This window comes from Nocardia mikamii NBRC 108933, assembly GCF_001613505.1.
In the GTDB taxonomy this organism is placed as follows: domain Bacteria; phylum Actinomycetota; class Actinomycetes; order Mycobacteriales; family Mycobacteriaceae; genus Nocardia; species Nocardia mikamii.
The window spans coordinates 19,630-41,588 of the sequence record NZ_BDCM01000016.1; the positions used below are offsets into that span (position 1 = coordinate 19,630).

General features: G+C 68.5%; 26 protein-coding genes. 16 read left to right on the forward strand and 10 right to left on the reverse strand.

The genetic code is table 11. The annotated features are described in order from the left end of the window. The first annotated feature begins 185 nt into the window (after nucleotides 1-185). Nucleotides 186-1,052: an alpha/beta fold hydrolase gene (locus NMI01S_RS25910; protein ID WP_063001331.1), complete on the forward strand. Its 867-nt coding sequence runs from the start codon at nucleotides 186-188 to the stop codon at nucleotides 1,050-1,052. A 12-nt stretch (nucleotides 1,053-1,064) separates the two neighbouring features. On the opposite strand, the gene NMI01S_RS25915 is transcribed toward NMI01S_RS25910, so the two are convergent. Both NMI01S_RS25915 and NMI01S_RS25920 read right to left on the reverse strand, forming a co-directional pair. Continuing rightward, nucleotides 1,065-1,643 (reverse strand): isochorismatase family protein, encoded by a 579-nt coding sequence (locus NMI01S_RS25915; RefSeq protein WP_063001332.1) that lies wholly within the window; start codon nucleotides 1,641-1,643, stop codon nucleotides 1,065-1,067. Nucleotides 1,644-1,677: 34 nt separating this feature from the next. Then, on the reverse strand, nucleotides 1,678-2,991 hold the full coding sequence (locus NMI01S_RS25920; RefSeq protein WP_063001333.1) for a nicotinate phosphoribosyltransferase: 1,314 nt from the start codon (nucleotides 2,989-2,991) through the stop codon (nucleotides 1,678-1,680). Between the two features lie 135 nt (nucleotides 2,992-3,126). On the opposite strand from NMI01S_RS25920, the gene clpS reads away from it, so the two are divergent. From clpS to NMI01S_RS25970, 10 genes are all read left to right on the forward strand, one after another. Continuing rightward, nucleotides 3,127-3,561 carry an ATP-dependent Clp protease adapter ClpS gene (clpS, locus tag NMI01S_RS25925; RefSeq protein WP_439956301.1) on the forward strand — a complete coding sequence of 145 codons (435 nt, stop codon included), beginning with the start codon at nucleotides 3,127-3,129 and terminating at the stop codon, nucleotides 3,559-3,561. 22 nt (nucleotides 3,562-3,583) lie between these two features. Further along, nucleotides 3,584-4,153 carry an oxidative stress transcriptional regulator AosR gene (gene aosR, locus NMI01S_RS25930; protein ID WP_063001463.1) on the forward strand — a complete coding sequence of 190 codons (570 nt, stop codon included), beginning with the start codon at nucleotides 3,584-3,586 and terminating at the stop codon, nucleotides 4,151-4,153. Nucleotides 4,154-4,171: 18 nt separating this feature from the next. Beyond that, nucleotides 4,172-5,254: a P1 family peptidase gene (locus NMI01S_RS25935; protein ID WP_063001334.1), complete on the forward strand. Its 1,083-nt coding sequence runs from the start codon at nucleotides 4,172-4,174 to the stop codon at nucleotides 5,252-5,254. Nucleotides 5,255-5,418: 164 nt separating this feature from the next. Further along, the gene (locus NMI01S_RS25940) at nucleotides 5,419-5,841 is read left to right on the forward strand and encodes a M67 family metallopeptidase (RefSeq protein WP_063001335.1); all 423 of its coding nucleotides are present in this window, start codon (nucleotides 5,419-5,421) and stop codon (nucleotides 5,839-5,841) included. A gap of 47 nt (nucleotides 5,842-5,888) precedes the next feature. Further along, a complete protein-coding gene (locus tag NMI01S_RS25945; RefSeq protein ID WP_063001336.1) occupies nucleotides 5,889-6,200 on the forward strand; it encodes a MoaD/ThiS family protein in 312 nt (103 codons plus the stop codon). Nucleotides 6,201-6,205: 5 nt separating this feature from the next. Then, the gene (locus tag NMI01S_RS25950) at nucleotides 6,206-7,168 is read left to right on the forward strand and encodes a cysteine synthase (protein ID WP_063001337.1); all 963 of its coding nucleotides are present in this window, start codon (nucleotides 6,206-6,208) and stop codon (nucleotides 7,166-7,168) included. A 247-nt stretch (nucleotides 7,169-7,415) separates the two neighbouring features. Beyond that, nucleotides 7,416-8,051 (forward strand): rhomboid family intramembrane serine protease, encoded by a 636-nt coding sequence (locus NMI01S_RS25955; RefSeq protein ID WP_063001464.1) that lies wholly within the window; start codon nucleotides 7,416-7,418, stop codon nucleotides 8,049-8,051. A 69-nt stretch (nucleotides 8,052-8,120) separates the two neighbouring features. Beyond that, entirely contained in the window at nucleotides 8,121-8,885 is a 765-nt protein-coding gene (locus NMI01S_RS25960; RefSeq protein WP_063001338.1) for a cyclic nucleotide-degrading phosphodiesterase, read from the forward strand. Nucleotides 8,886-8,962: 77 nt separating this feature from the next. After that, entirely contained in the window at nucleotides 8,963-9,730 is a 768-nt protein-coding gene (gene rph, locus NMI01S_RS25965; protein ID WP_039776842.1) for a ribonuclease PH, read from the forward strand. After that, nucleotides 9,730-10,338, forward strand: coding sequence for a non-canonical purine NTP pyrophosphatase (locus NMI01S_RS25970; RefSeq protein WP_063001339.1), 609 nt, complete (start codon nucleotides 9,730-9,732; stop codon nucleotides 10,336-10,338). Before rph ends, NMI01S_RS25970 begins: the two co-directional genes overlap by 1 nt. Nucleotides 10,339-10,521: 183 nt before the next feature. Here the strand turns inward: NMI01S_RS25970 and NMI01S_RS25975 are convergent, their stop codons facing one another. From NMI01S_RS25975 to NMI01S_RS25985, 3 genes are all read right to left on the reverse strand, one after another. Next, on the reverse strand, nucleotides 10,522-10,929 hold the full coding sequence (locus tag NMI01S_RS25975) for a DUF3817 domain-containing protein (RefSeq protein WP_084513273.1): 408 nt from the start codon (nucleotides 10,927-10,929) through the stop codon (nucleotides 10,522-10,524). After that, the gene (locus NMI01S_RS25980) at nucleotides 10,926-11,399 is read right to left on the reverse strand and encodes a transcriptional regulator (protein WP_084513274.1); all 474 of its coding nucleotides are present in this window, start codon (nucleotides 11,397-11,399) and stop codon (nucleotides 10,926-10,928) included. Before NMI01S_RS25980 ends, NMI01S_RS25975 begins: the two co-directional genes overlap by 4 nt. 64 nt (nucleotides 11,400-11,463) lie before the next feature. After that, the gene (locus NMI01S_RS25985; RefSeq protein WP_063001341.1) at nucleotides 11,464-12,339 is read right to left on the reverse strand and encodes an oxidoreductase; all 876 of its coding nucleotides are present in this window, start codon (nucleotides 12,337-12,339) and stop codon (nucleotides 11,464-11,466) included. 233 nt (nucleotides 12,340-12,572) lie between these two features. Between NMI01S_RS25985 and NMI01S_RS25990 the strand changes: the two genes are divergently transcribed. Continuing rightward, nucleotides 12,573-14,606, forward strand: coding sequence for an MDR family MFS transporter (locus tag NMI01S_RS25990; protein ID WP_063001342.1), 2,034 nt, complete (start codon nucleotides 12,573-12,575; stop codon nucleotides 14,604-14,606). 54 nt (nucleotides 14,607-14,660) lie between these two features. On the opposite strand, the gene NMI01S_RS25995 is transcribed toward NMI01S_RS25990, so the two are convergent. Both NMI01S_RS25995 and NMI01S_RS26000 read right to left on the reverse strand, forming a co-directional pair. Further along, nucleotides 14,661-15,869 (reverse strand): FAD-dependent oxidoreductase, encoded by a 1,209-nt coding sequence (locus NMI01S_RS25995; RefSeq protein ID WP_063001343.1) that lies wholly within the window; start codon nucleotides 15,867-15,869, stop codon nucleotides 14,661-14,663. 187 nt (nucleotides 15,870-16,056) lie between these two features. After that, the gene (locus NMI01S_RS26000; protein ID WP_063001466.1) at nucleotides 16,057-16,716 is read right to left on the reverse strand and encodes a PadR family transcriptional regulator; all 660 of its coding nucleotides are present in this window, start codon (nucleotides 16,714-16,716) and stop codon (nucleotides 16,057-16,059) included. A 145-nt stretch (nucleotides 16,717-16,861) separates the two neighbouring features. On the opposite strand from NMI01S_RS26000, the gene NMI01S_RS26005 reads away from it, so the two are divergent. Further along, a complete protein-coding gene (locus NMI01S_RS26005) occupies nucleotides 16,862-17,476 on the forward strand; it encodes an NAD-dependent epimerase/dehydratase family protein (RefSeq protein WP_063001344.1) in 615 nt (204 codons plus the stop codon). Between the two features lie 31 nt (nucleotides 17,477-17,507). On the opposite strand, the gene NMI01S_RS26010 is transcribed toward NMI01S_RS26005, so the two are convergent. Continuing rightward, nucleotides 17,508-18,293 carry a helix-turn-helix domain-containing protein gene (locus tag NMI01S_RS26010; RefSeq protein ID WP_063001467.1) on the reverse strand — a complete coding sequence of 262 codons (786 nt, stop codon included), beginning with the start codon at nucleotides 18,291-18,293 and terminating at the stop codon, nucleotides 17,508-17,510. Nucleotides 18,294-18,378: 85 nt separating this feature from the next. Between NMI01S_RS26010 and NMI01S_RS26015 the strand changes: the two genes are divergently transcribed. Further along, nucleotides 18,379-18,816 (forward strand): hypothetical protein, encoded by a 438-nt coding sequence (locus tag NMI01S_RS26015; RefSeq protein WP_063001345.1) that lies wholly within the window; start codon nucleotides 18,379-18,381, stop codon nucleotides 18,814-18,816. Between the two features lie 41 nt (nucleotides 18,817-18,857). Then, on the forward strand, nucleotides 18,858-19,517 hold the full coding sequence (locus tag NMI01S_RS26020; protein WP_063001346.1) for a pentapeptide repeat-containing protein: 660 nt from the start codon (nucleotides 18,858-18,860) through the stop codon (nucleotides 19,515-19,517). Here NMI01S_RS26020 and NMI01S_RS26025 read toward each other — a convergent pair. Further along, the gene (locus tag NMI01S_RS26025) at nucleotides 19,514-20,254 is read right to left on the reverse strand and encodes a VIT1/CCC1 transporter family protein (protein ID WP_063001347.1); all 741 of its coding nucleotides are present in this window, start codon (nucleotides 20,252-20,254) and stop codon (nucleotides 19,514-19,516) included. The genes NMI01S_RS26020 and NMI01S_RS26025 overlap by 4 nt on opposite strands. 101 nt (nucleotides 20,255-20,355) lie before the next feature. Between NMI01S_RS26025 and NMI01S_RS26030 the strand changes: the two genes are divergently transcribed. Further along, nucleotides 20,356-21,003 (forward strand): class I SAM-dependent methyltransferase, encoded by a 648-nt coding sequence (locus NMI01S_RS26030; RefSeq protein WP_063001348.1) that lies wholly within the window; start codon nucleotides 20,356-20,358, stop codon nucleotides 21,001-21,003. Here NMI01S_RS26030 and NMI01S_RS26035 read toward each other — a convergent pair. Further along, nucleotides 20,975-21,937, reverse strand: a complete 963-nt coding sequence (locus tag NMI01S_RS26035; protein WP_245717027.1) for an MBL fold metallo-hydrolase — start codon at nucleotides 21,935-21,937, stop codon at nucleotides 20,975-20,977. The genes NMI01S_RS26030 and NMI01S_RS26035 overlap by 29 nt on opposite strands. Nucleotides 21,938-21,959: the final 22 nt, after the last annotated feature.

The window sequence follows — 21,959 nt, forward strand, 5'->3', positions numbered from 1 at the left end:
GGCCCGACCGGCGGCGGTCGCCGGTGGCTGCCTCCGCCCATCCGCCCGGAGTTGTCCACAGGTCGGCGGTTGTCCACAGGGTGCGTCGCGGTCACGCCGGATCCGGCGGTGGCATCCGGGACGGCCAGTAGGGTGGGCGGTAATCCGCATCAGGGGGTGCGGACGGCACGGGGAAGGAGACGCGCGTGGAGCCGGATTACCGCACCTGGATCGCCGGGGGATCGCACCTCGAGCTGAGTGGCCACCGGATCTTCCACCGGCAGGACGGCCCGATCGACGGGCGGCCGGTGACGCTGCTGCACGGATATCCGACGTCCTCGCACGATTGGGTCTCGATCCTGCCCGCCCTCACCGAATCCGGCTGCCGGGTAACGACTCTGGATTTCCTCGGCTTCGGCGCCAGCGACAAACCGCGCGGGCACGACTATCGGATGACCGAACAGGCCACGCTGGTCGAACAGCTCTGGCAGCGGCTCGGAATCACCGCCACCGCGCTCGTGGCGCACGATTACGGTGTCAGCGTCGCGCAGGAGTTGCTGGCCCGCGACGGTGCGCGGGTGCGGCGGATGGCCTGGCTCAACGGCGGCCTCTACCCGGACCTGTACCGGCCCTTGCCGATTCAGCATCTGATGATCACCCCGATCGGCAAGATACTGAATCCCCTCATGTCGGAGACGACCTTCCGGATGACGTTGCGCCGTATCCTCGGGCGCCCGGTCTCCGATGCCGATCTGCACCAGATGTGGCTGGCGATGACCGACGGCGGTGGTAAGCGCGTGCAATGGGCGCTCAATCGCTACCACGCCGAGCGCCGGGCCAATGCGTCACGCTGGCAGCAGGCGCTCGAAAGTTATTCCGGTCCGATGCTTTTCGTGTGGGGCCCGGCCGACCCGATCAGCGGTGGGCACCTGCTGCCGCGTCTGCGGGAACGGCTGCCGCAGGCCCGGTTCGAGGTATTGGACGCGGCGCCCGCGACGGGTCACTACCCGCAGGTCGAGAACCCCGGACCGGTAGCCGCCGCGCTCGTGGAGTTTCTGGTCGCAAAGTCCTAGCCGCTCTCGCGGTTATGTGTTCGTGGGCAGGCTGCCCGTCAGCTCCACTCCGGCGGCACGCAGACCGTCCAGCGCGGTGGCGGTCGTCTCCGGTGACACCGCCGCGGTGAGGTTCAGTAGTACCCGGGTGCTCAGACCCGCCGCGCGGGCATCGGCGGCGGTGGCGCGGACACAGTGGTCGGTGGCGATACCGCAGATGTCCACGGCGTCGACGCCCTTGTCGCGCAACCATTTCGCGAGTCCGACCGCATCGTCGGTCGACCCCTCGAATCCGGAATAGGCAGCGCTGTAGGCGCCCTTGGAGAACACCGCGTCGAGTGCGGCGGTGTCGAGATTCGGATGGAAATCCGCTCCCGGCGTGCCGGCGCGGCAGTGCGGCGGCCAACTGTCCACGTAATCGGGACTATCGGAGAAATGGGCACCCGGATCGATGTGGAAGTCGCGGGTGGCGGCAATCGCGGCATAGTCGCCGCGGTGTGCGGCCAGATAGTCGCTGATCTGCCGGGCCACCGCGGCGCCGCCGGCGACGGCCAGGGAGCCGCCCTCGCAGAAATCGTTCTGCACATCGACGACGATGAGCGCTCTACTCATCTCCCGCACCTCGTTTCGCCGGTCGCCCCCACATTCATTGTAGGAACGTGGTCGGCACGGCCGGCTCGCCCGCGGAGAGCTTCAAGCCCTCCCAGGGCAGACTGATCAGACCGCGGGCGACCAAGTCCCGGCTGTGCGCCAGATCCGGTGCATCGGCCGCCGGCTCACCCTTACGGATCAGCGGAACCAGCAGATCCCGCACGTCGTAACCATTGCCGGTGGGGCGTTGCGCGGTGGCCGGATACACGATCTCCTCGACAATGGTGCCGGTACCGCGGGACAGTCGCACCGCGCGCTTGGTGCCGCCTCGCGACTGTTTGTGGCTACTGCGCTTGGCCACCGGTACGCCCTCGACCTCCACCAGTTTGTAAACCATGCCGGCGGTCGGCGCGCCCGACCCGGTGACCAGGGAGGTGCCCACGCCGTACACGTCGACGGGTTCGGCGCGCAGTGCGGCGATCGCGTATTCGTCCAGATCACCGGACACCACGATGCGGGTCTTGTTCGCGCCGAGGGCGTCGAGCTGATCGCGCACCTGTCGCGCCAGGACACCCAGGTCGCCGGAATCGATTCGCACACCGCCCAATTCGGGCCCGGCGACCTCGACGGCGCGGGCCACCCCGGCGGTGATGTCGAAGGTGTCCACCAGCAGTGTGGTGCCGATGCCGAGCGTGTCGACCTGACTGCGGAAGGCCGCCGCCTCGTGCTGCCCGTCGGGGCCGCTGTGCAACAGCGTGAAGGCGTGCGCGCTGGTGCCGGCGCCGGGAATGCCGTAGCGCCGCACCGCCTCCAGATTCGAGGTGGCGTCGAATCCGGCGAGATACGCGGCGCGAGCGCAGGCGGGAGCGGCCAGTTCGTGGGTGCGGCGCGAACCCATCTCGATCATGCGGCGTCCCGCGGCCGCGCTGACCATCCGCGCCGCCGCGGCGGCGATCGCGCTGTCGTGGTTGAGGATCGACAGGATCAGCGTTTCCAGCACCACGGCCTCGGCGAAGCTGCCGCGCACCGACAGGATGGGGGAGCCGGGGAAGTAGAGCTCACCTTCCAGGTAGCCGTCGATGTCGCCGGTGAAGCGGAAATCGCGCAGCCACGCCAGCGTTCGCGCGTCCAGGAATCGCGCCGCGACAGCGAGTTCGGCCTCGCCGAAGCGGAAGTCCCGCAATGCGGTGAGCAACCGGTCGGTACCCGCGACGACACCGTATCGGCGACCATGTGGCAACCGGCGAGCGAATACCTCGAAGGTGCATTGGCGCTGTGCCGAACCGTCGGCCAGGGCGGCCGCGAGCATGGTCAGCTCGTACTGGTCGGTCAGCAGGGCGGTGCTCGCGGCGGCGGCCGAAGTGTCCACGCGGCCACTGTAGACATACCGGACGCGCGGCGGGCGTCGCGGTGTGCGCGGCGTCGCGCAGGGCCTCGCGGAGCTGCTCGGCGCGGGTGTTGTTTATCCGGAGTCGCGTCGTACTCTGAGGGTATGGGTCTGTGCATGAGAGACGCCGTCCGGATCGCCGCCGGTCCGGCCGGCGCGAACCAGGCAGCGGCGCGAGCGACGGGCCCGCAGGACACGGCGTGGCGCGGACGGTCGTGGGCGGGGCGAGACACCCGCGTAGGCGTCGTGGCCGGACGGTTGTCGGCGGCTCAGGCCACACCGGAGACCGTCGAGGTCACCGAGATCCTGGAGGCCGAGGACCGGCCGTGGGTCACGGTGGTCTGGGACGACCCGGTGAACCTGATGCATTACGTCACCTACATCTTCCAAAAGCTGTTCGGTTACAGCAAAGCCAAGGCAACCGAGCTGATGCTGCAGGTACACAACGAGGGCAAGGCGGTGGTGTCGTCGGGATCCCGGGACAGGATGGAGCACGACGTCCAGCGTCTGCACGCCGCCGGGCTCTGGGCGACCATGCAACGTGACCAGTGACCGCGACGGCTACGGTAGCCCCGTGCGCAAGTGGAGCAGGAAGAACTCGCTGAGCGGGCTCAAGCTGCGGTCGGAGATGGACCCCCGGGAGGCGGACGTCCTGCGTTCGCTGGTGGGGGCGGTCACCGGACTGCTCACCGATCGGGCCCGATCCACCCCCGAGGACGATCTCGCGGAGCTGACCGGACTTCGCACCGGCAACAGCGTTCCCCCGGATGATCCGCGGCTGGCGCGGCTGCTGCCCGACTTCCATCGCAAGGAACCCGGTTCCCCGGACGCCGACCGCGCCGATCTCAACAGCGCCCTGCGCAGCCTGCACGAACCCGAGATCATCGATGCGAAGGTGGCCGCCGGCACGGTGGTCCTGGAAACCCTGCCCGAGCGCGGCGGCAAGATCGTGCTCACTCCCGAACAGGCCGACGCCTGGCTGAACGCCCTCAACGACGTGCGGCTGGCGCTGGGTACCGCACTGGGCATCGACGCCGACACGCCCGATCAGCTCGAACCGGACGATCCGCGTGCCCCGCACCTGGACGTCTACCACTGGCTCACCTGGATGCAGGATTCGCTGCTGCACGCCCTCGCTCCCTGACTCCGCTCGCGCTCGCGGATGCCCACCTCTGCAGGAGGACATGTGACTTCGGTGCCGGGACCTCGGGATTCGATCACCGATGTGGCAGGTGTGCTCGTCGGCCACCACCACGAACTCGATCCGGACGCGACGCTCGGCTCCGGCGCCGCGACCGGCTGCACCGTGGTGCGCGTGCCGGGCGGGGCCACCGCCTCGGTCGATGTGCGGGGCGGGGGACCGGGGACCCGCGAGACCGATCTGCTCGATCCCGGCCAGACGGTGCGGCAGGTGAACGCGGTGCTGCTCACCGGCGGCAGCGCCTACGGGCTGGCGGCCGCCGACGGGGTGATGCGCCGGCTCGAGGAGGACGGCGAGGGCATTCCGATGGATCCGGCCGATCCCTCGCGGGTGGTGCCGATCGTTCCCGGTGCGGTGATCTTCGATCTCCCGGTGGGAGCGTGGGATATCCGGCCGACTGCGGAATTCGGTTATCGCGCAACGCACTCGGCGAGCGAGGCTTTCGAACGCGGCAGTGTGGGCGCCGGCACCGGCGCGCGAGCCGGTTCCATCAAGGGCGGAATCGGTACGGCCAGTGTGCGTTTCACCGCGGGGCCGGCCGCCGGCCACACCGTCGGGGCGCTGGCGGTCGCCAATCCGGTGGGTTCGGTATTCGATCCGCGTACCGGCCTGCCGTGGGGTGCGGGTACCGACGGACCGGAGCATTTCGGTCTGGCACCCGCCACCGCCGAAGCCCTGGCCCGCGCGAATGCGCTGCCGGTGAAGGGGACGGTGCTCAACACCACCATCGGCGTCGTCGCCACCGATGCCGCGCTGGATCCGGCGGGGTGTCGCCGGCTCGCCGTCACCGCGCACGACGGGCTGGCTCGCGCGATCCGCCCCGCGCATTCCCCGCTCGACGGCGACACGCTGTTCGCGCTTGCCACCGGCACGATCACCGCGGAGTCGAATATTCCACTGCCACCGGCGTTTCCGTCGGATCTGCTGCTGCTCGACGAATTGTGCACCGCGGCCGCGGTCTGCGTGGAGCGGGCGATCGTGGACGCGATCCTGCGGGCGAACCCGGTGGCCGGCATCCCGACCTACCGCGAGTTGTTCGGCTGAGCCCGGGCCGGCCTCCGATCGAGCCATTACCCGCCGTGCGATGCGCTATATCAGGCCCGCCCGCGCGGTGGGTGGGAATAGCCGAATATCCTCGGCCGTTGACGGCAGCGATACGACCCGCGCGGGCCGGGCGCGTGGCGGGCGTGAGCGGAAGGATTCGAACTGTGCTGGTGATCAGGGCCGATCTCGTGGATGCGATGGTGGCGCACGCCCGCGCCGATCATCCCGACGAGGCCTGCGGTGTGATCGCCGGCGCCGAGGGCTCCGACCGCCCCGAGCGATTCGTGGCCATGATCAATGCCGAGCGCTCGCCCACCTTCTACCGGTTCGACTCCGGCGAACAGTTGCGGGTCTGGCGGGAGATGGACGACCGTGACGAGGAGCCGGTGGTGATCTACCACTCGCACACCGCCACGGAGGCCTATCCCAGCCGGACGGACATCTCGTACGCCTCCGAGCCGAACGCCCACTACGTGCTGGTGTCCACCCGTGACCCGCAGCGGCACGAACTGCGCAGCTACCGGATCCTCGACGGTGTGGTCACCGAGGAACCGGTCAAGATCGTGACCGAGTACCCCCGGGCCTGAGCCCGACGCGTCCGCGAACCAGGCGACCAGAAGAAACAGGAGCACCCATGTCGGTAACCGTGTCCATCCCGACCATCATGCGCACCCTCACCGGAGGTGAGAAGCGGGTCCAGGCGACCGGTTCCACCCTCGCCGAGGTGATCGGCGACCTCGAGGCCAACTACCCCGGACTCGAGCAGCGCCTGCTGTCCGACGGCAAGCTCAACCGCTACGTCAACATCTACGTCGACGACGAGGACGTGCGCTTCGCCGGTGGACTGGAGGCCGAGGTTCCGGCCGGCGGATCGGTGACCATCCTTCCTGCCGTCGCCGGAGGCGGCCTGGACAGCACCGTCGCCGGCGGCGCGCTCGGCCGCTGATTTCCGTGGCACGCTACGAATCGCTGATCGAGACCCTCGGCAACACCCCGCTGGTGGGTCTGAAGGCGCTGTCGCCCCGATGGGACGGTGAGGATCACGTCCGGTTGTGGGCCAAACTGGAGGACCGCAACCCGACCGGGTCGATCAAGGACCGCCCGGCCCTGCGCATGATCGAGCAGGCCGAGGCCGACGGTACGCTGCGGCCCGGCTGCACGATCCTGGAGCCGACCAGTGGCAACACCGGCATCTCGCTGGCGATGGCCGCCAAGCTCAAGGGGTATCGCCTGGTCTGCGTGATGCCGGAGAACACCTCGGTCGAGCGGCGGCAGTTGCTGACCATGTTCGGCGCCGAGATCATCGACTCCCCGGCCGCCGGTGGCTCCAACCAGGCCGTCGCGAAGGCCAAGCAGATCGCCGCCGAACATCCCGACTGGGTGATGCTGTACCAGTACGGCAATCCGGCCAATGCCGATGCGCACTATCGGGGCACCGGCCCGGAGATCCTGGCGGACCTGCCGGAGATCACCCACTTCGTGGCCGGGCTGGGCACCACCGGGACCTTGATGGGGACCGGCCGCTACCTGCGTGAGAACGTCGCGGACATCGATATCGTGGCCGCCGAGCCGCGGTACGGCGAACTGGTCTACGGGCTGCGCAACATCGACGAGGGCTTCATTCCGGAGCTCTACGACGAATCGGTGCTGACCTCGCGGTTCTCGGTGGGGCCCTACGACGCGGTGCGGCGCACCCGGGAGCTGGTGCTGGAGGAGGGCATCTTCGCCGGCATCTCCACCGGTGCGATCCTGCATGCCGCCCTCGGGGTGGGCAACAAGGCGTTGCGCGCGGGTAAGCGGGCCGATATCGCGTTCGTGGTCGCCGACGGGGGCTGGAAATACCTGTCGACCGGCGCGTACGACGGCACGCTCGAGGAAGCCGAGGAACGTCTCGAAGGTCAGCTCTGGGCCTAGTAGTTCGGTGGACCGGTCGCCGCGCAGCCGAATCGCCGGTCCTCGCCGCAGCGGTACCGTTGAGGGCGAGCGACCGGACGGCCGGTCTCGCGAGGAGGTGATGGCGGTGGCCGAGCAGATGGGTCCGTCCTTCGACCCGGATCGGATTGCCGCGTTGCGGGCCGAACTGCAGAAGTCCGCGGGAACGCCCGCCGGTTCGGTACCGTCGGGCTCGCCGTTCCCCTCGCCCCCTCCCGGCCCGGCCCCGCTGGCATCCGCGTCGGAGCCTGGACGTACCGCCGCGCTGAAGTTGTTGTGGCAGAGGGCGATTGCGATGACCCTCACTTTCGTGGCGTTGCTGTACGCGGTCGAGGGAGTCGACACCGTCTCGCATCACGACCTCGACGGTGCGGGGGTGCGGCCCCGGACGGCCGAGGGGCTGGAGGGCGTCGTCTTCGCCCCCGTGCTGCACGCGAACTGGGCGCATCTGATCGGCAACACCCTGCCGGTGATCGTGCTGGGACTGCTGACGCTGCTCACCGGGATCGGCCGCGGACTGGCCGCCACCGCGATCGTCTGGGTCGTGGCCGGGGTCGGCACCTGGCTCACCGGGGCGAGTGGTTCGGTGCACATCGGCGCCTCGGTGCTGGTGTTCGGCTGGCTCACCTATCTGATCTCGCGCGGCCTGTTCACCCGCAACCTGTGGCAGATCCTGGTGGGTGTCGTCGTGGGTCTGCTGTACGGCTCGATTCTGTGGGGTGTACTGCCCGGCCAGCCCGGAATCTCTTGGCAAGGACATCTTTTCGGTGCGTTGGGTGGACTGCTGGCCGGCTGGGTACTCTCATCGAATGAACGTCGTCATCGTCGCGGGGAGAGTGCCGGCCGCCTCGCATCGTCGGGGTGACTGCGGAACTCGGCCGGCGATTTGGGGGATCCCCAGTTGAGTGAGAATGCAGCGTGGCAGCATGGGGGAATGCGACTCACCGTCCTCGGGTGTTCGGGCAGTGTGTCCGGCCCGGATTCCCCTGCGTCGGGCTATTTGCTGACCGGTCCGGATATGACTCCCACCGTGATCGATTTCGGTCCCGGTGTGCTGGGCGCGTTGCAGCGCTACCTGGACCCCGGCGAGGTCGACATCTTTCTCACCCACCTGCACGCCGATCACTGCCTGGACCTGCCCGGATTGCTGGTGTGGCGGCGGTATCACCCGAAACCGCCGACCGGGAAGGCCATCGTGCAGGGGCCCTCGGATTCGGCGCTGCGGATCGGCAACGCCTCGGCCGAGATCGGCGGCGAATGCGACGACTGGTCCGACGTGATCGATATGCGTCCCTGGGAGGAGGGCGCCGAGGTGCGTTTCGGTCCCGGCCATACGGTGGTCGCCCGACGGATGTACCACCCGCCGGAGTCCTACGGCCTGCGCATCACCACCGCCGCCGGCCGGACCCTGGTCTACACGGGTGATACCGCATTGTGCCCCGCCGTATTCGAACTCGCGGAGGGCGCCGATGTGCTGCTCTCGGAGGCCTCGTGGACCCACGATCCGGCCAATCGCCCACCGGGCATTCATCTTTCGGGTACCGAGGCCGGAATGATCGCCGCGCGTGCGGGTGTCGGTGAACTGCTGCTCACGCACATTCCACCGTGGACCTCGCGCGAGGATGTCATCGCGGAGGCCAAGGAGCAGTTCAGCGGACCCGTGCACGCGGTCTCGCCGGGTGAGGTCATCGAAATCTGAGCACCCACCCCGCCGGGGCGCAGATGTCGATGCCCCGCCGGGGGAGGGGCGTCGTACCCATCCCTTAGGCTGGCGTTGTGTCTAGACGAGCCGATGGCAGAGCGGACGACGAACTCCGCGAGGTAAGGATCACCCGGGGATTCACCACGCATCCGGCGGGTTCGGTACTGGTCGAATTCGGTCAGACGCGGGTGATGTGCACCGCGAGCGTCACCGAGGGGGTGCCCCCGTGGCGGCGTGATTCCGGATTGGGCTGGCTCACAGCCGAATACGCGATGCTACCGGCCGCCACCCATACCCGCAGCGGGCGCGAGTCGGTGAAGGGCAGGGTCGGCGGGCGCACCCAGGAGATCAGCCGTCTGGTCGGCCGGTCGTTGCGGGCGTGCATCGACCTGGCCGCGATCGGCGAGAACACCATCGCCCTCGACTGCGACGTCCTGCAGGCCGACGGCGGTACCCGCACCGCCGCGATCACCGGCGCCTACGTGGCGCTGTCGGACGCGATCACCTACCTGGCCGCCGCCGGCCGCCTGGCCGACCCGCAGCCGATCTCGTGCATGATCGCCGCGGTCAGCGTCGGCGTGGTCGACGGTCGGGTGCGCCTGGACCTGCCGTACGAGGAGGATTCGCGCGCCGAGGTCGATATGAACGTGGTCGCGACCGATACCGGCACCCTGGTCGAGATCCAGGGCACCGGAGAGGGCGCCACCTTCCCGCGCTCCACCCTGGACAAGCTGCTGGATTCGGCACTGGCCGGCTGCGAGCAGCTGTTCGAGGTGCAGAAGCAGGCGCTCGCGCTGCCGTATCCGGGGCAGCTGCCCGAGCCGGGCGAGAAGAGGAAGTAATGGCGCGGCGGGTACTGGTGGCCAGCCGCAACGCCAAGAAGCTCGGCGAATTGCGCCGCATCCTCGACGAGGCCGGAGTCGCGGGTCTCGAGATCATCGGCCTGGACGAGGTGCCGCCGTTCCCGGAGGCCCCCGAAACGGGTGCGACGTTCGAGGAGAACGCTCTCGCCAAGGCTCGCGACGGCGCTGCGGCCACCGGATTGCCTTGTGTGGCAGACGATTCCGGCCTCGCCGTCGACGCTCTCAACGGTATGCCCGGCGTGCTGTCCGCGCGCTGGTCGGGCCGCCACGGCGACGACGCGGCGAACAACGACCTGCTGCTCGCCCAGCTGGGAGACGTCCCCGACGACCGCCGCGGCGCCCGCTTCGTCTCGGCCTGCGCGCTGGTCGCCGACGGCCGCGAGGTCGTCACGATCGGCGAATGGCCGGGCACGATCGCGCGAAAGCCGGTCGGCGACGGCGGTTTCGGCTACGACCCGCTGTTCGTCCCGGACGGCGGAACGGTCTCGGCGGCCCAGCTCACCCCGGCGGACAAGGACGCGGCCTCCCACCGCGGCCGGGCCCTTCGCGCCCTGCTCCCCGCACTGGCAGACCTGGCGAAGTCCTGAGCGCTCTTCGAGTCGCAACGCACGGCGCTCGGACAACGGTGCGGCACGAGACACCTGATTACGCGAGCACATGGGGAACTCGTCGGGTACGGGCTGACACGACACCCGACTACCGCCGCCCGCCAACGCGGGCGAGTCCGCGCCTGAGTCTGGCCCAGAGACGCGGAGAGGCGGCTCAGCGGCTCAGCTCAGGAACTCGGCTCGGACCTGCCGGGTGCGGTAGTGCTCGCAGACGAAGGACAGGAACGGGATGGTGCCGGCCAGCGCGGTGATCACCAGCGTGAGAGGTTTCCAGCGCGTCTTGATGCCCAGGTCGATAGTGAACACCAGGTACAGCATGTAGAAGATGCCGTGGATCTGGCCGACGTAGAACAGCCAGTGCGGCGCCTTGCTGCTGTCATCGAGCAGCAGGTACTTGTAGACCATCTCCGCGCACAACAGCAACAGCCAGACACCGGTGATGTAGGCGAGCACGCGGTAGCGGGTCAGTGCCGAGCGGATGCGGCCGGTGTCGCGGGCCACGGGGGCCGGCGTGGCGGCCGGTGCCGGTGTGGTGGTGGCGGCCGGGGTGGTGGGGTGGTCGGCGCTCAACCGGCTCTCCTCTCGGTGTCGGGGCCGTCGAGCCCCACGGCGTGCATCCGCTCGCGCACATCCTGTGCGTGCAGATCGGCAAGATATTTGTTGTATTCGGCCAGCACCGGATCGTCGTCGCGTGCGGCGGTCGGGCGTTCGGGCAGGATCCCGGCCGGGATCTCGCGCGGGGCCGACCGCTTGGCCGTTCGCCGGGCCGGGGTCGCGGATTCGGCCGGGCTCGATGGCTCGGCGGTCGCCGGCGCCTCGGTGTTCTGGGCGACGGTCTCGCGCTCGAGCCGCACGAACCGGAAGTAGGCGAAGACCACGAATCCGGCGAACAGCGGCCATTGCAGCGCGTAGCCGAGGTTCTGCGCGGTTCCGGACGAGGATTCGAACCGGCCCCACTGCCACCAGCCCAGCCCCAGACAGGCCAGCGCGGCCACGACCACCAAGATGATCAGAGCCGGGCGACGATGTGGTGCGGACACGCCTACCACGGTACCCGGTCTACTACACGGCCCGTAGTGTGAGGTGCCCGGCGATCTCCGCTGGTCAGAATTTGTAGGTGACGCCGGTCAGCCGCTCGGATTCCTCCCACAGCCGCCGCTGCAGATCGGTGTTCTTCGACAGCGAGCTCGACGGTGAGGGCCGGACCGGACCGCGGGAACCGAACAGCAGCGTCGGCCCCCAGTAGATGTTCGGATCGGCGTCCGGCACGGTGGCCGCGAAGAGGCTCGACTCGGCGGCCTTGCGCGGTGAGTGCCCGGCCAGGGCGATGAAGGGCTTGGCCACCTTGTCGAGCGGGGTCTCGGTACGGGTGAACAGATCGGTGGGCGAGACACCGGGGTGTACGGCGTAGGACCGTGTGGCGGATCCCGATTCGGCCAGCCGGCGCTGTAGTTCCCGGGCGAACATCAGATTCGACAACTTCGACTGGGCATAGGCGAGGTTGCGCTGGTAGCGGCGGTTCTCGTAGTTGAGATCATCGATCCACAACTTCGGGGTCTGCCGGTGCGCGATACTGGCGAGGCTGATCACCCGGTCGCCGATGCGGTCCAGCAGCAGTCCGGTCAGCGCGAAGTGTCCGAGATGGTTGACCCCCCACTGGGTTTCGAATCCGTCCACGGTGCGCGAGAAGGGGATGTTCATCAGGCCCGCGTTGTTGATCAACACATCGAATTCCCCGGTGCGCTCGGCGAATTCGCGAATCGATGCGAGGTCGGCCAGATCCAGTGCGGATACCCGGACGTCCCCGTCGATACCGTCGGCGACCTGCTGTGCGGTCGAGGTATTACGGCAGGCCATGATCACGGTCGCCCCCTTGGCGGCCAGGGCCCGGGTGGTGTGCTTGCCGATACCGCCGTTGGCCCCGGTGATCACGAACGTGCGTCCGTGCTGCGCCGGGATCTCGCTGGGATTCCACGCCATGGTGAGACCTCACTGTTTACCGTTTGGGGGAAGGAGCCTCGTCGCATCCTCACCGCCTGACCTTACTCCAGAGTAAGTTCCGGCGGTAGGGTTCTGTCACAGTGTCCTCAGGGTATCGATCGCGGTCTCGGCGTACCCCGATTTGAGTGCCAGGGATTTGCGGTGTCGGCGAGCGAACTGGCGTATTGCCGTGTTGCGCCGACCGAATCGGGCTCAGGGCACATACTGAGCTAATGTCCGGTGTTGCCGCAGTCGCCGAATCGCCCGCACCCGTGAGTCATACCCGCGCCAATGTCGTCTTCCTCACCGTGGTGCTGGGAATGTTGATGGCCGCGCTGGATCAGACCATCGTGTCGACCGCGTTGCCCACCATCGTCGCCGACCTGGGCGGCGCTGGGCATATGGCCTGGGTGGTGACGGCATATCTGCTGGCCGAGGCGGTCGCCACCGCGCTGGCCGGCAAATTCGGCGACCTGTTCGGCCGCAAACTGATCTTCCAGCTCAGTGGCCTCATCTTCATCATCGGCTCCATGGTGGCGGGGCTCGCCCACGGTATGACGCTGCTGATCGTCGCGCGCGGTATCCAGGGCGTCGGCGCGGGCGGGTTGATGGTGACCTCGATGGCGCTGATCGCCGATGTGATCCCGCTGCGTGACCGGGGCAAATATCAGGGTGCGCTGGGCGCGGTCTTCGGCATCACCACCGTGGTCGGCCCGACGCTGGGCGGGCTGTTCACCGACCATGCCAGCTGGCGTTGGTGCTTCTACGTGAACGTGCCGCTGGCGATTCTGATGATCGCCGTTGCGGCGCGGGCGATTCCGTCGATCCGCGCGGCGGTGCGGCCGGTGGTCGACTATGCCGGCATCGCGCTGGTCGCGATCGGTGTCAGCTGTCTGATCCTGGGACTGGAATGGGGTGGCCAGGAATATCCGTGGGGTTCGGCGACGATCATCGGACTGTTCGCGGCCGCGGTCGTGCTGCTGGCCGCGTTCGTCTTCGTCGAGACGCGCGCGGCCGAGCCGATGCTGCCGATGCATCTGTTCCGCAGCAACGTCTTCACCGTCTGTTCGATCCTCAGCTTCATCGTCGGCTTCGCGATGCTCGGCGCGATGACCTATCTGCCGGCCTATCTGCAATACGTCAACGGTGTTTCGGCCACCGCGTCCGGACTGCGCACGTTGCCGTTGGTGGTCGGCCTGTTCACCACCTCGATCATCTCCGGGCAGGTGGTCGGCCGGACCGGTTACTACAAGTATTTCCCGGTGGCCGGTACCGCGGTCATGGCGGTGGGGCTGTATCTGATGTCGACCATGGGCCGGACCACGGGCTTCTGGCTGCAATCGCTGTACATGCTGATCCTGGGTCTGGGCATCGGCCTGGCGATGCAGGTGCTGACGATCGTCGTGCAGAACACCGTCCCGTATCAGGACCTGGGCACCGCCACCTCGGGTGTGACCTTCTTCCGGACCGTCGGGTCGACCTTCGGCACCGCGATCTTCGGCACGCTCTACAGCAATCAGCTGGAACCGAATCTGCGCCAGGCGCTCACCGAGGTGCCCGGGGTGCCGCCCGCGGTGGCGCAGAGTCCGCAACTGCTGCACCAGCTTCCGTACGCCCAGGCGATCCCGATCATCGACGCCTATGCCGACACCATCGACTACGTCTTCCGCTGGGTGGTGCCGGTGGCCGTGGTCGGCTTCGTCGTGGCGTGGTTCCTGAAGCAGGTGCCGCTGCGCGACAGCGTCCGCGCGGAGGCGGCCGATGTGGGCGGCGGTTTCTCGGTGCCCGATTCCCCGGATCGCGCTGTCCGCCTGGAACATTCGCTGGCGAACGTGCTGCGCAAACTGCGCGACGACGAGCTGCCCGACCCGCGGATCCTGGCGGCCGCCGACAGCCCGCTCGGCCGGGATCAGGCCTGGGCCATCGGGCAGGTGAAGATGTTGCAGCGCGCCCGCGGATCGGCGGATCTGGCAGCCGTGGCCCGTGCGCACTGGATGCCGCCGGAAGTGCTGGAACCGGTGTACGACAAGGCCATTCGATCCGGCCACATCGAAGTGGACGGCGACCGAATGGAATTGACCGCGAGCGGCCAGGCGGAATACGACCGCATTCTCGCCGCCTGGCGCGAGTGGCTGTGCCGCTATCTCGACGATTGGGATTGCGCCGACCCGGAAGATCGCGCACTTTTCGACCGGGCGCTGGACAACATCGCGGCGAAATTGCTGGAGGAAGTGGAACGACCGGAGGCGCTGCGGCTGACGGTGTGATCACCGCCCGCCGCGGCGCTGCTCCGAATTACCTCGCACTACAGGGCGATACGCTCACGCGGCAGCGAGTTCGGCCCGCTCGTCGACCGGTGCGTCCCAGTCGATGGTGTAGCTCTGTTCGCGTGCCATGACCTCTTCCATCTTGAAGAGTTTGGTTGCCAGCGGCATGACCAGCGGCATCATCCGGCGCATCACCGGGCCGACGGTCTTCGACTGGTTGATCTTGGCCCCGCGAGCCGCGACCTTCTCCACCCGGGGACGGCGAATTCGCTCGTACGCGGCGAAAGCCGTTGCCGGCGAATCGAAATCGCGCAGGCATCGAGCCAGCTGCACCGCGCTCTCGATGGCCAGTGACGCTCCCTGGCCGGTGCTGTTGGACGGCGCGTGTACCGCGTCACCGACCAGGACCATACGGTCGCGATACCAATGCGGCACCGGCGGCATGATGTGCAGGCCGCCGGTGACGACCAGCTCTTCCGGCGGCGTGTTGCGTACCAGCTCGGCGCCGGGAGTGTCGTCGGCGTAGACCTCGCGCAACGTCCGCAACCACTGTTCGGCCGGAACCTCCCGAGCCTCGGTCAGCGAGAGGTATTGCTTCTGCGGCAGATTCGCGCCCCACGCGATCCGGCCGTCGGGCATGGGCCAGTACAGGTAGTAGGCGTTGCGGCCGTAGGCGAACACCATGGTTTCCGGGGGGACCGGAGCCGAGCATTCGGTGTAGGCGCCGAATCCGAGCATGCCGGTGTAGTCGGCACCCGGGGCGTTCGGATCGATGAGCGTGCGTACACGCGATTTGATGCCGTCGGCGCCGACGATGATGTCGGCGGTGGCGGTGGATCCGTCGGCGAATCGAGCGGTCACACCGTCACGATGTTCCTCGACGCCGACCAGGCGCTTGGAATATTCGACGGCCACACCGGCAGCGACGGCATGATCGTGCAGCACCTGGTGCAGATCGCTGCGGTCGATCGCGTGCAACGGTTCCAGGCCGGCGGCTGTGGGCAGCTCGATGTCCTTGTGGCCCATCGACATCACCATGCGGCGGATCGGCAGTGCGATCGCGCGCACGGCATCGCCGGCGCCGATGACGTCCAGGGCGGCCAGGCCGTTGGGGGCGAACCCGAGGGCGCTGCCGATGTTGTAGGCGGGTCCCGGATAGGCCTCGTAGACGGTGGCCTCGATCCCGGCCGCGCGCAGGGCGGTGGCGGCGACGGGGCCGGCGACGCCGCCTCCGATGACGAGGGCGGATGTGACTGCGGACATGGGAATTCTCCTCGAGTGGCTGAACCCGATCCGATCCGCGCACGCGCTGCCCAGTTATCCTGAAGTTGCCATACTCGGGCTGGGTTCGCCTGCGTGAATGCGGTTCGAGAGGTAGGTGGATCGGGCTCGGCGCGGTGTTGCCGCACTTCGCCGGGCCCGGTTCGTATCGTGGTTCTCGTCCTGGATTTCAGTCGTCGGTCGGCTGTCGGAACGTCCCTCCTTCCACCATCGCGGCGATCTCGGCGGGGGGAATCTGCTCCGAGTGGGCGCGCCGCCAGAAATCGATGTCGGGAAAGATGCCGGAGGCGAGTTCGGTGCGCAGTTCGGCGACCCATGCCGCCTCGGCCTCGAGCATCGCCACGCCGAATTCGGCCTCGACCAGGAAGAGCCGGGGCAGGAACCGGGTCTGCTCCTCGATTTCGCGACGCCGCACGGCGATCTCCGCGGCGAGCAGCCGGGTGCGTTCGTCGAGCAGCGGGATCACCTCGTCCGGCGGCAGCAGGGCCACCACGGACAGGCCCGCCACGAACCGATGGGGTTCGGGTTCGGGGGTCGAGATCAGTTCGCGGATCCAGTCCTCGGCCTCGGCGCGGCCGGCGTCGGTCAGCCGGTAGATCGTCCGCTCGGGCCGGGCGCCGTCGCGCTCGCTGCCGATGACCTCGACGAATCCGTGCTTCTCGAGATTCTGCACGACCGTGTAGAGCGATCCCCACTTGATGTCCATATCGCGGTCCTTGCCGCGTTCGCGCATCTGGGCCGCGATCTCGTAGCGGTGCATGGGACGTTCGATCAGCGTCGCCAGGACCGCCAGGGCCAGCAGATTGGCGACTTTTCGCTTCTTGGGCACCGCCCGCACCTCCTTACTCGTCTACGAATATACGTCTACGAGTATCGCCCGGCAAGAGTTTTCTCTTGGGTGATGGGGTGCGGGGCCGGGTCGGTCGAGAGTGTCGAACCGCCCGACCGGCGCCGGGCGATTATCGTGATCGGTCGTGCGAATCTTTGTGGCAGGCGCGACCGGAGTGCTGGGCGCCCGACTGACACCCCTGCTGGTCTCGGCCGGATTCGAGGTCGCCGGGCTCACGCGCTCGGAGTCGAAGGTATCGATGCTGACCGGTTTCGGCGCCCGGCCCGTCGTCTGCGATGTCTACGACGCGGCGGCGCTGGAACAGGCGGTGCGCGATTTCGCGCCCGATCTGGTGATGCATCAGCTCACCGACCTGCCCGACGATCCCGCCGATCTGCCCGCCGGCCGGGCGGCGAATTCGCGGATGCGCCGCGAGGGCACGGCCAACCTGCTCGCCGCGGCACAGGCGGCGGGCGCGAAACGCTTTCTCGCCCAGAGTGTCGCGTGGGAGATGACCGGAGAGGGACAGGCCGCCAAACAATTCCTGGAGGATGCGGTGCTCGGCGTCCGTGGCGTCGTCCTGCGCTACGGCCAGTTCTACGGTCCCGGCACCTACTATCCCGAGAACGCGGACCGGCCCGATCCGCCGCGCATTCATATCGCCGAGGCCGCGGCGCGGACCGTGGTCGCGCTGGATCTGGCCTCGGGGATCTACGCGGTGACCGAAGACGGCCGCGTGGATTTCGAACCGGTGCACTAGCTTCCGAAGCCCGCCGATCGTCGGCGGCAGTTCACCCCGCGCGCTGCCGGAGCACTTCGGCTGTGGTCTCGTCGGCGGGCAGGAAGGCCTCGAGATGCAGTTCGGCCAGTGAGACGTCGGTGGCGGTGGCGAACGAGGTGAGCGTGGTGATCAATCGCAATTCACCGGCCTCACTGCGCAATCGCAGCGGCACCGCGAAGCCGAGGTAGCCGGGCCCGGGGTCGGTCTCCGGGAGATAGCCCTCGAACTCGGCGACCAGTTCCTCGGCGCGCGGGTCCGGTGAGGTGCGGTTGCGCGCCCGCATGGATTCGGTGACATGCCGTCCCCATTCGGCGAAGTTGACCACCCGCGGCGCCAGGCCGTCCGGATGTAATGCCAAGCGGCGCACATTGATCGGCGCGGTGAGCAGTTCGGGCGCACAGCCGTCGGTGAAGACGTCGAACGCGGCGTTCGCCTCGATCAGGCTCCCGTAGCGGTCGGCGATCAGTGCCGGATAGGGCATATGCCCGGACAGGATCGTGCGCAGCGCCTCGCGTACCGGAGCCAAGTGCGGTGCGTCGACGCCGGATTCGTCGTAGGCGGGGGTGTAGCCGGCCGTCGCCAGCAGCGCGTTGCGTTCGCGCAGCGACAGTTCCAGCGATTCGGCCAGCCGCAGCACGATGGCGCGACCCGGCCGGGACCGACCTTGTTCGAGATAACTGAGGTGGCGTTGCGTGGTGTCGGCGCGGATGGCCAGATCGAGTTGGCTCCACCGCCGCAGCACTCGCCAGCGTCGCAGTTCCTGTGCGAAGGGGCCCGGTTGCGCGACTGTCGTCATGGGATCATCGTCGGCTTCGGCGCGGCGCTCCGCCATACCCTGCGGGGAATCGCGCGAGTGCGCGCCGGCGGACAGACTCGGCGGCATGAGCTACGAACCCACCGATATCGAACTGAAGAATCTGCTCGACCGCTGGATCGGCCAGTGGAACGAAGCCGATGCCGACCGGCGCCGCGAGCTGATCCGCGAGGTCTGGGCCGAGGACGGCTATCAGATCCTGGTCAACCCGCCCGAGGGCATTCGCGATACCGCCCGCCACTACGGGGTGTCCGCCCCGGCGGTCGAGGTACGCGGCTACGACGCGATGTTCGCCCGCGTCACCCGGGCGTACGAGATGTTCGTCGCCGATGGTGAGCACTTCTTCGAAGCCGAGGGCCGGCCGGTTCGGCACGCCGGGGCCGCTGTGGCGCTGACCTGGGTGATGCGCTCACGCGCGGACGGAACCGTCGCCGGCTCCGGACTCGAGGTGCTGACCTTCGATCCCGACGGGAGGGTGCGCACCGACCACGAATTCGTGAACTGAGCCGGCGTGGACCTGTCGGTGCGCATGTCTAGGGTGCAGGAATGCCTCGCGACCTCGCCGAACTGCCCTATGCCCGGAGTCTGACGCCGCTGCTGGAACCGCTCGCGCCCGATACCGAGTACGAGCGGGTCCACCTCGACGCCACCGCCGTCGACGAGGTGTCGGCCGGCGGCTCCTGGTTCAGTGAGTCGGCGCTGACCGGTGTGGTGCTCGGCGGCGGCAGTCTGAATCACTGTCGATTCGACGACGTCTGGCTGCGCGGGGTGCGGTGGATCGGGATCGACGCCTGCGAAACCCGTTGGCTGGATGCCGAATTCGTCGACTCCGCGTGGTCCGGTGTGGTCGCCGTCGACGCGCAGCTGCGCCGTATCCGTTTCGAGGGCTGCAAATTCGAATCGGTGAACTTCCGCGCGGCCACCCTGCAGAACGTGACCTTCGCCGAATGCGTCTTCCGCGACACCGACTTCTCCGCCGCCACACTCCGGAAGGTCGATTTCCCCGGATCGCGGCTCGAAGGCGTCGCCCTGTACGGCGCCACCTTCAAGGATGTCGATCTGCGGGGCGCGGCGGCGCTGGACCTCGTCACCGATATCGGAACGCTGAAGGGCGCGATCATCACCACGCCCCAGCTGATGGAGATGGCTCCCGCCTTCGCGCGAGCGGCGGGAATCATCGTGCGCGACAACCGAATCCGCGACTAGCCGGTGGAAACCCCGGGGATCTGGCCGATACCGTAGGTCACCGCCATGGCCAGCGCGCCACCGATCACCACCCGCAGCACGGCCCGGCGCGGATTCCCGCCGCCCAGTCGCGCGCTCACCGACCCGGTCGCGGCCAGCGCCACCAGCACCGCGGCGAAGGTCACCGGAATGCGCCAGGTCGGCGGCGGCAGCAGAATCGCGAGCAGCGGCAGCAGAGCGCCGCAGGTGAACGAGACCGCGGAGGAGAACGCGGCCTGCCACGGGTTGGTCAGCTCGTTCGGGTCCAGGCCCAATTCGGCCTCGGCGTGGGCGGCGAAGGCATCGTGCGCGGTCAACTCCCGCGCGACCTGCCGTGCGGTCGCCTCCGTGAGCCCTTTGTGCCGATAGATCTGGGTCAATTCGGTGAGCTCGTAATCGGGGTCTTCGGCGAGTTCGCGCTTCTCCTGGGACAGCAGGGCGCGCTCGCTGTCGCGCTGGGTACTGACCGAGACGTATTCGCCGACCGCCATCGACAGCGCACCCGCGACCAGCCCGGCCACACCGGCGGTGAGGATGGGCGTGGTGGCCGCGGTGGCCGAGGCGACGCCCACCACCAGGCCCGCGGTCGACACGATGCCGTCGTTGGCGCCCAGCACCCCGGCGCGCAACCAGTTCAGCCGGGACGCGAAACCTCCGCCGTGCGGTTCGTGCGGATGTTTCCAGCTCCCGGTGTCGCGCACATTGTCGGAGTCGTCCACGGATGCAGAGTAGGCCGCCGACCGGGCCCGGCGGTGGATCCGCGCCGCAGGCGAGCCGCGCCCGCCGATGCGGCGCACTCCGGATCGGTAGCATGCGTGACATGAATTCCCTTGTCACGCGCGCTATGTCCACGGTCGCCGGGCAGCTGGGCAATCCGCACGGGGTGCTGGGCAAGGTGGTCGCGCGGATGCTGAACCGGGCCAATCGCTTCGCCATCGACGCCGCGGTCGAGGCGGCCGAGGTGGGCGCGGGGCAGGCCGCGGCCGATATCGGTTTCGGCGGCGGTGTGGGACTGTCGATCCTGCTGCGAGAGGTCGGCGATGCCGGGACCGTGCACGGCGTGGAGATCTCTCCGGATATGTCGGCGCGAGCCCGTGCTCGCTTCACCCGTGACATCGGCACCGGCCGGCTGCGGATCGTCGAGGGCGGACTCACCGAGTTACCGCTCGCCTCGGCGAGCCTGGACGCGGTGATCACGGTGAATACCGTCTATTTCGTCGATGATCTGGACCGGGCCTGCGCGGAGCTGGCGCGCGTGCTGCGCCCGGGCGGCCGGGTGGTGGTCGGTATCGGGGATCCGGCGGCGATGACGAGGATGCCGTTCACCGCGCACGGGTTCCGGTTGCGGCCGGTCGACGACGTATCGGAGGCGCTGGAACGAGCCGGGCTGGCGGTCGAACACCGGCGGATCGACCGGCAGCCGATTCCGGCTCATCTGCTCATCGGCCGCCGGGGGAGCGAGGACTGAGCACCGGCAGGGCGGCCACGTCGATCGCGCGACTCACGGCGCCGATCTCCTCGGGCACCGAGGCCAGGGCGATATCGACGGTGAAGCCCATCGGCGCGTCGAGCGGCCGGAGGAAATCGTCGTAGTGCATGGGCACCACGGTGGCCGGGCGCAGCCGGGTCAGCACCCGGCGCCAGTAGTCCGGCGTCACCGCGCGTCCGGCCACCCCGGCGAGGAAGATGTCGACGTCGCGATGCCGGATCGCCTCGTCGACGAGGTCGGCGCTGCCCTGGTGATAGATCTCGACACCGGCCACCGCGATGTGGATGCCCCAGGTCTGTCCGCAGCCGTAGGCCATCGGCGCCAGCGCGGCCAGGGATTCGCAACTGGTGTCGCCGGGGGACGGGATCCGGGTGCCGAAGGGGATCTTCGAATGCACGCTCGGCACGAAGGTCACCGTGAACGGCCCGAGTTCGTAGCGGCGGTAGGGTTCCACCTCCACCCCGCGCTCGCCGAGTCCGTGCAGAGTCATGAGATTACGCACCGATCGTGAGCCGTAGACCGCGCAGCCGAAGCGGCGCGCGAGCTCGGGGGCGTCCAAGGCGTGATCCCAATGACCGTGTCCGACAACGATTCCCACCACAGTTTCGAGGTCCGGCAGGAAGCGGTCGATCGATGCGGGATCGGGAAGTGCGGTGCGGCGGCGTAGCACCGTCGACAGCGGCACCCGGGTGAGGAACGGATCGACGAGCAGCGTCACGCCCTCGCAGGTCATCCGGTATCCGGCGGTGCCCAGCCATTCGATCTCCAGACCGGCCGGCAGTGTGAGCGGCCGGGCCTCGAGCTCGCGCAGCGCCTGCGCGTCCTCGCGGTCGCGCGCGCTCTTGTTCAGGAAGTAGCGGGCATAGCCGGCCGTGTGCCGAAGCGGATCGAGCACCGTCGAGAGAGCGGACATCGGTCCATTGTGCGCGACCGGG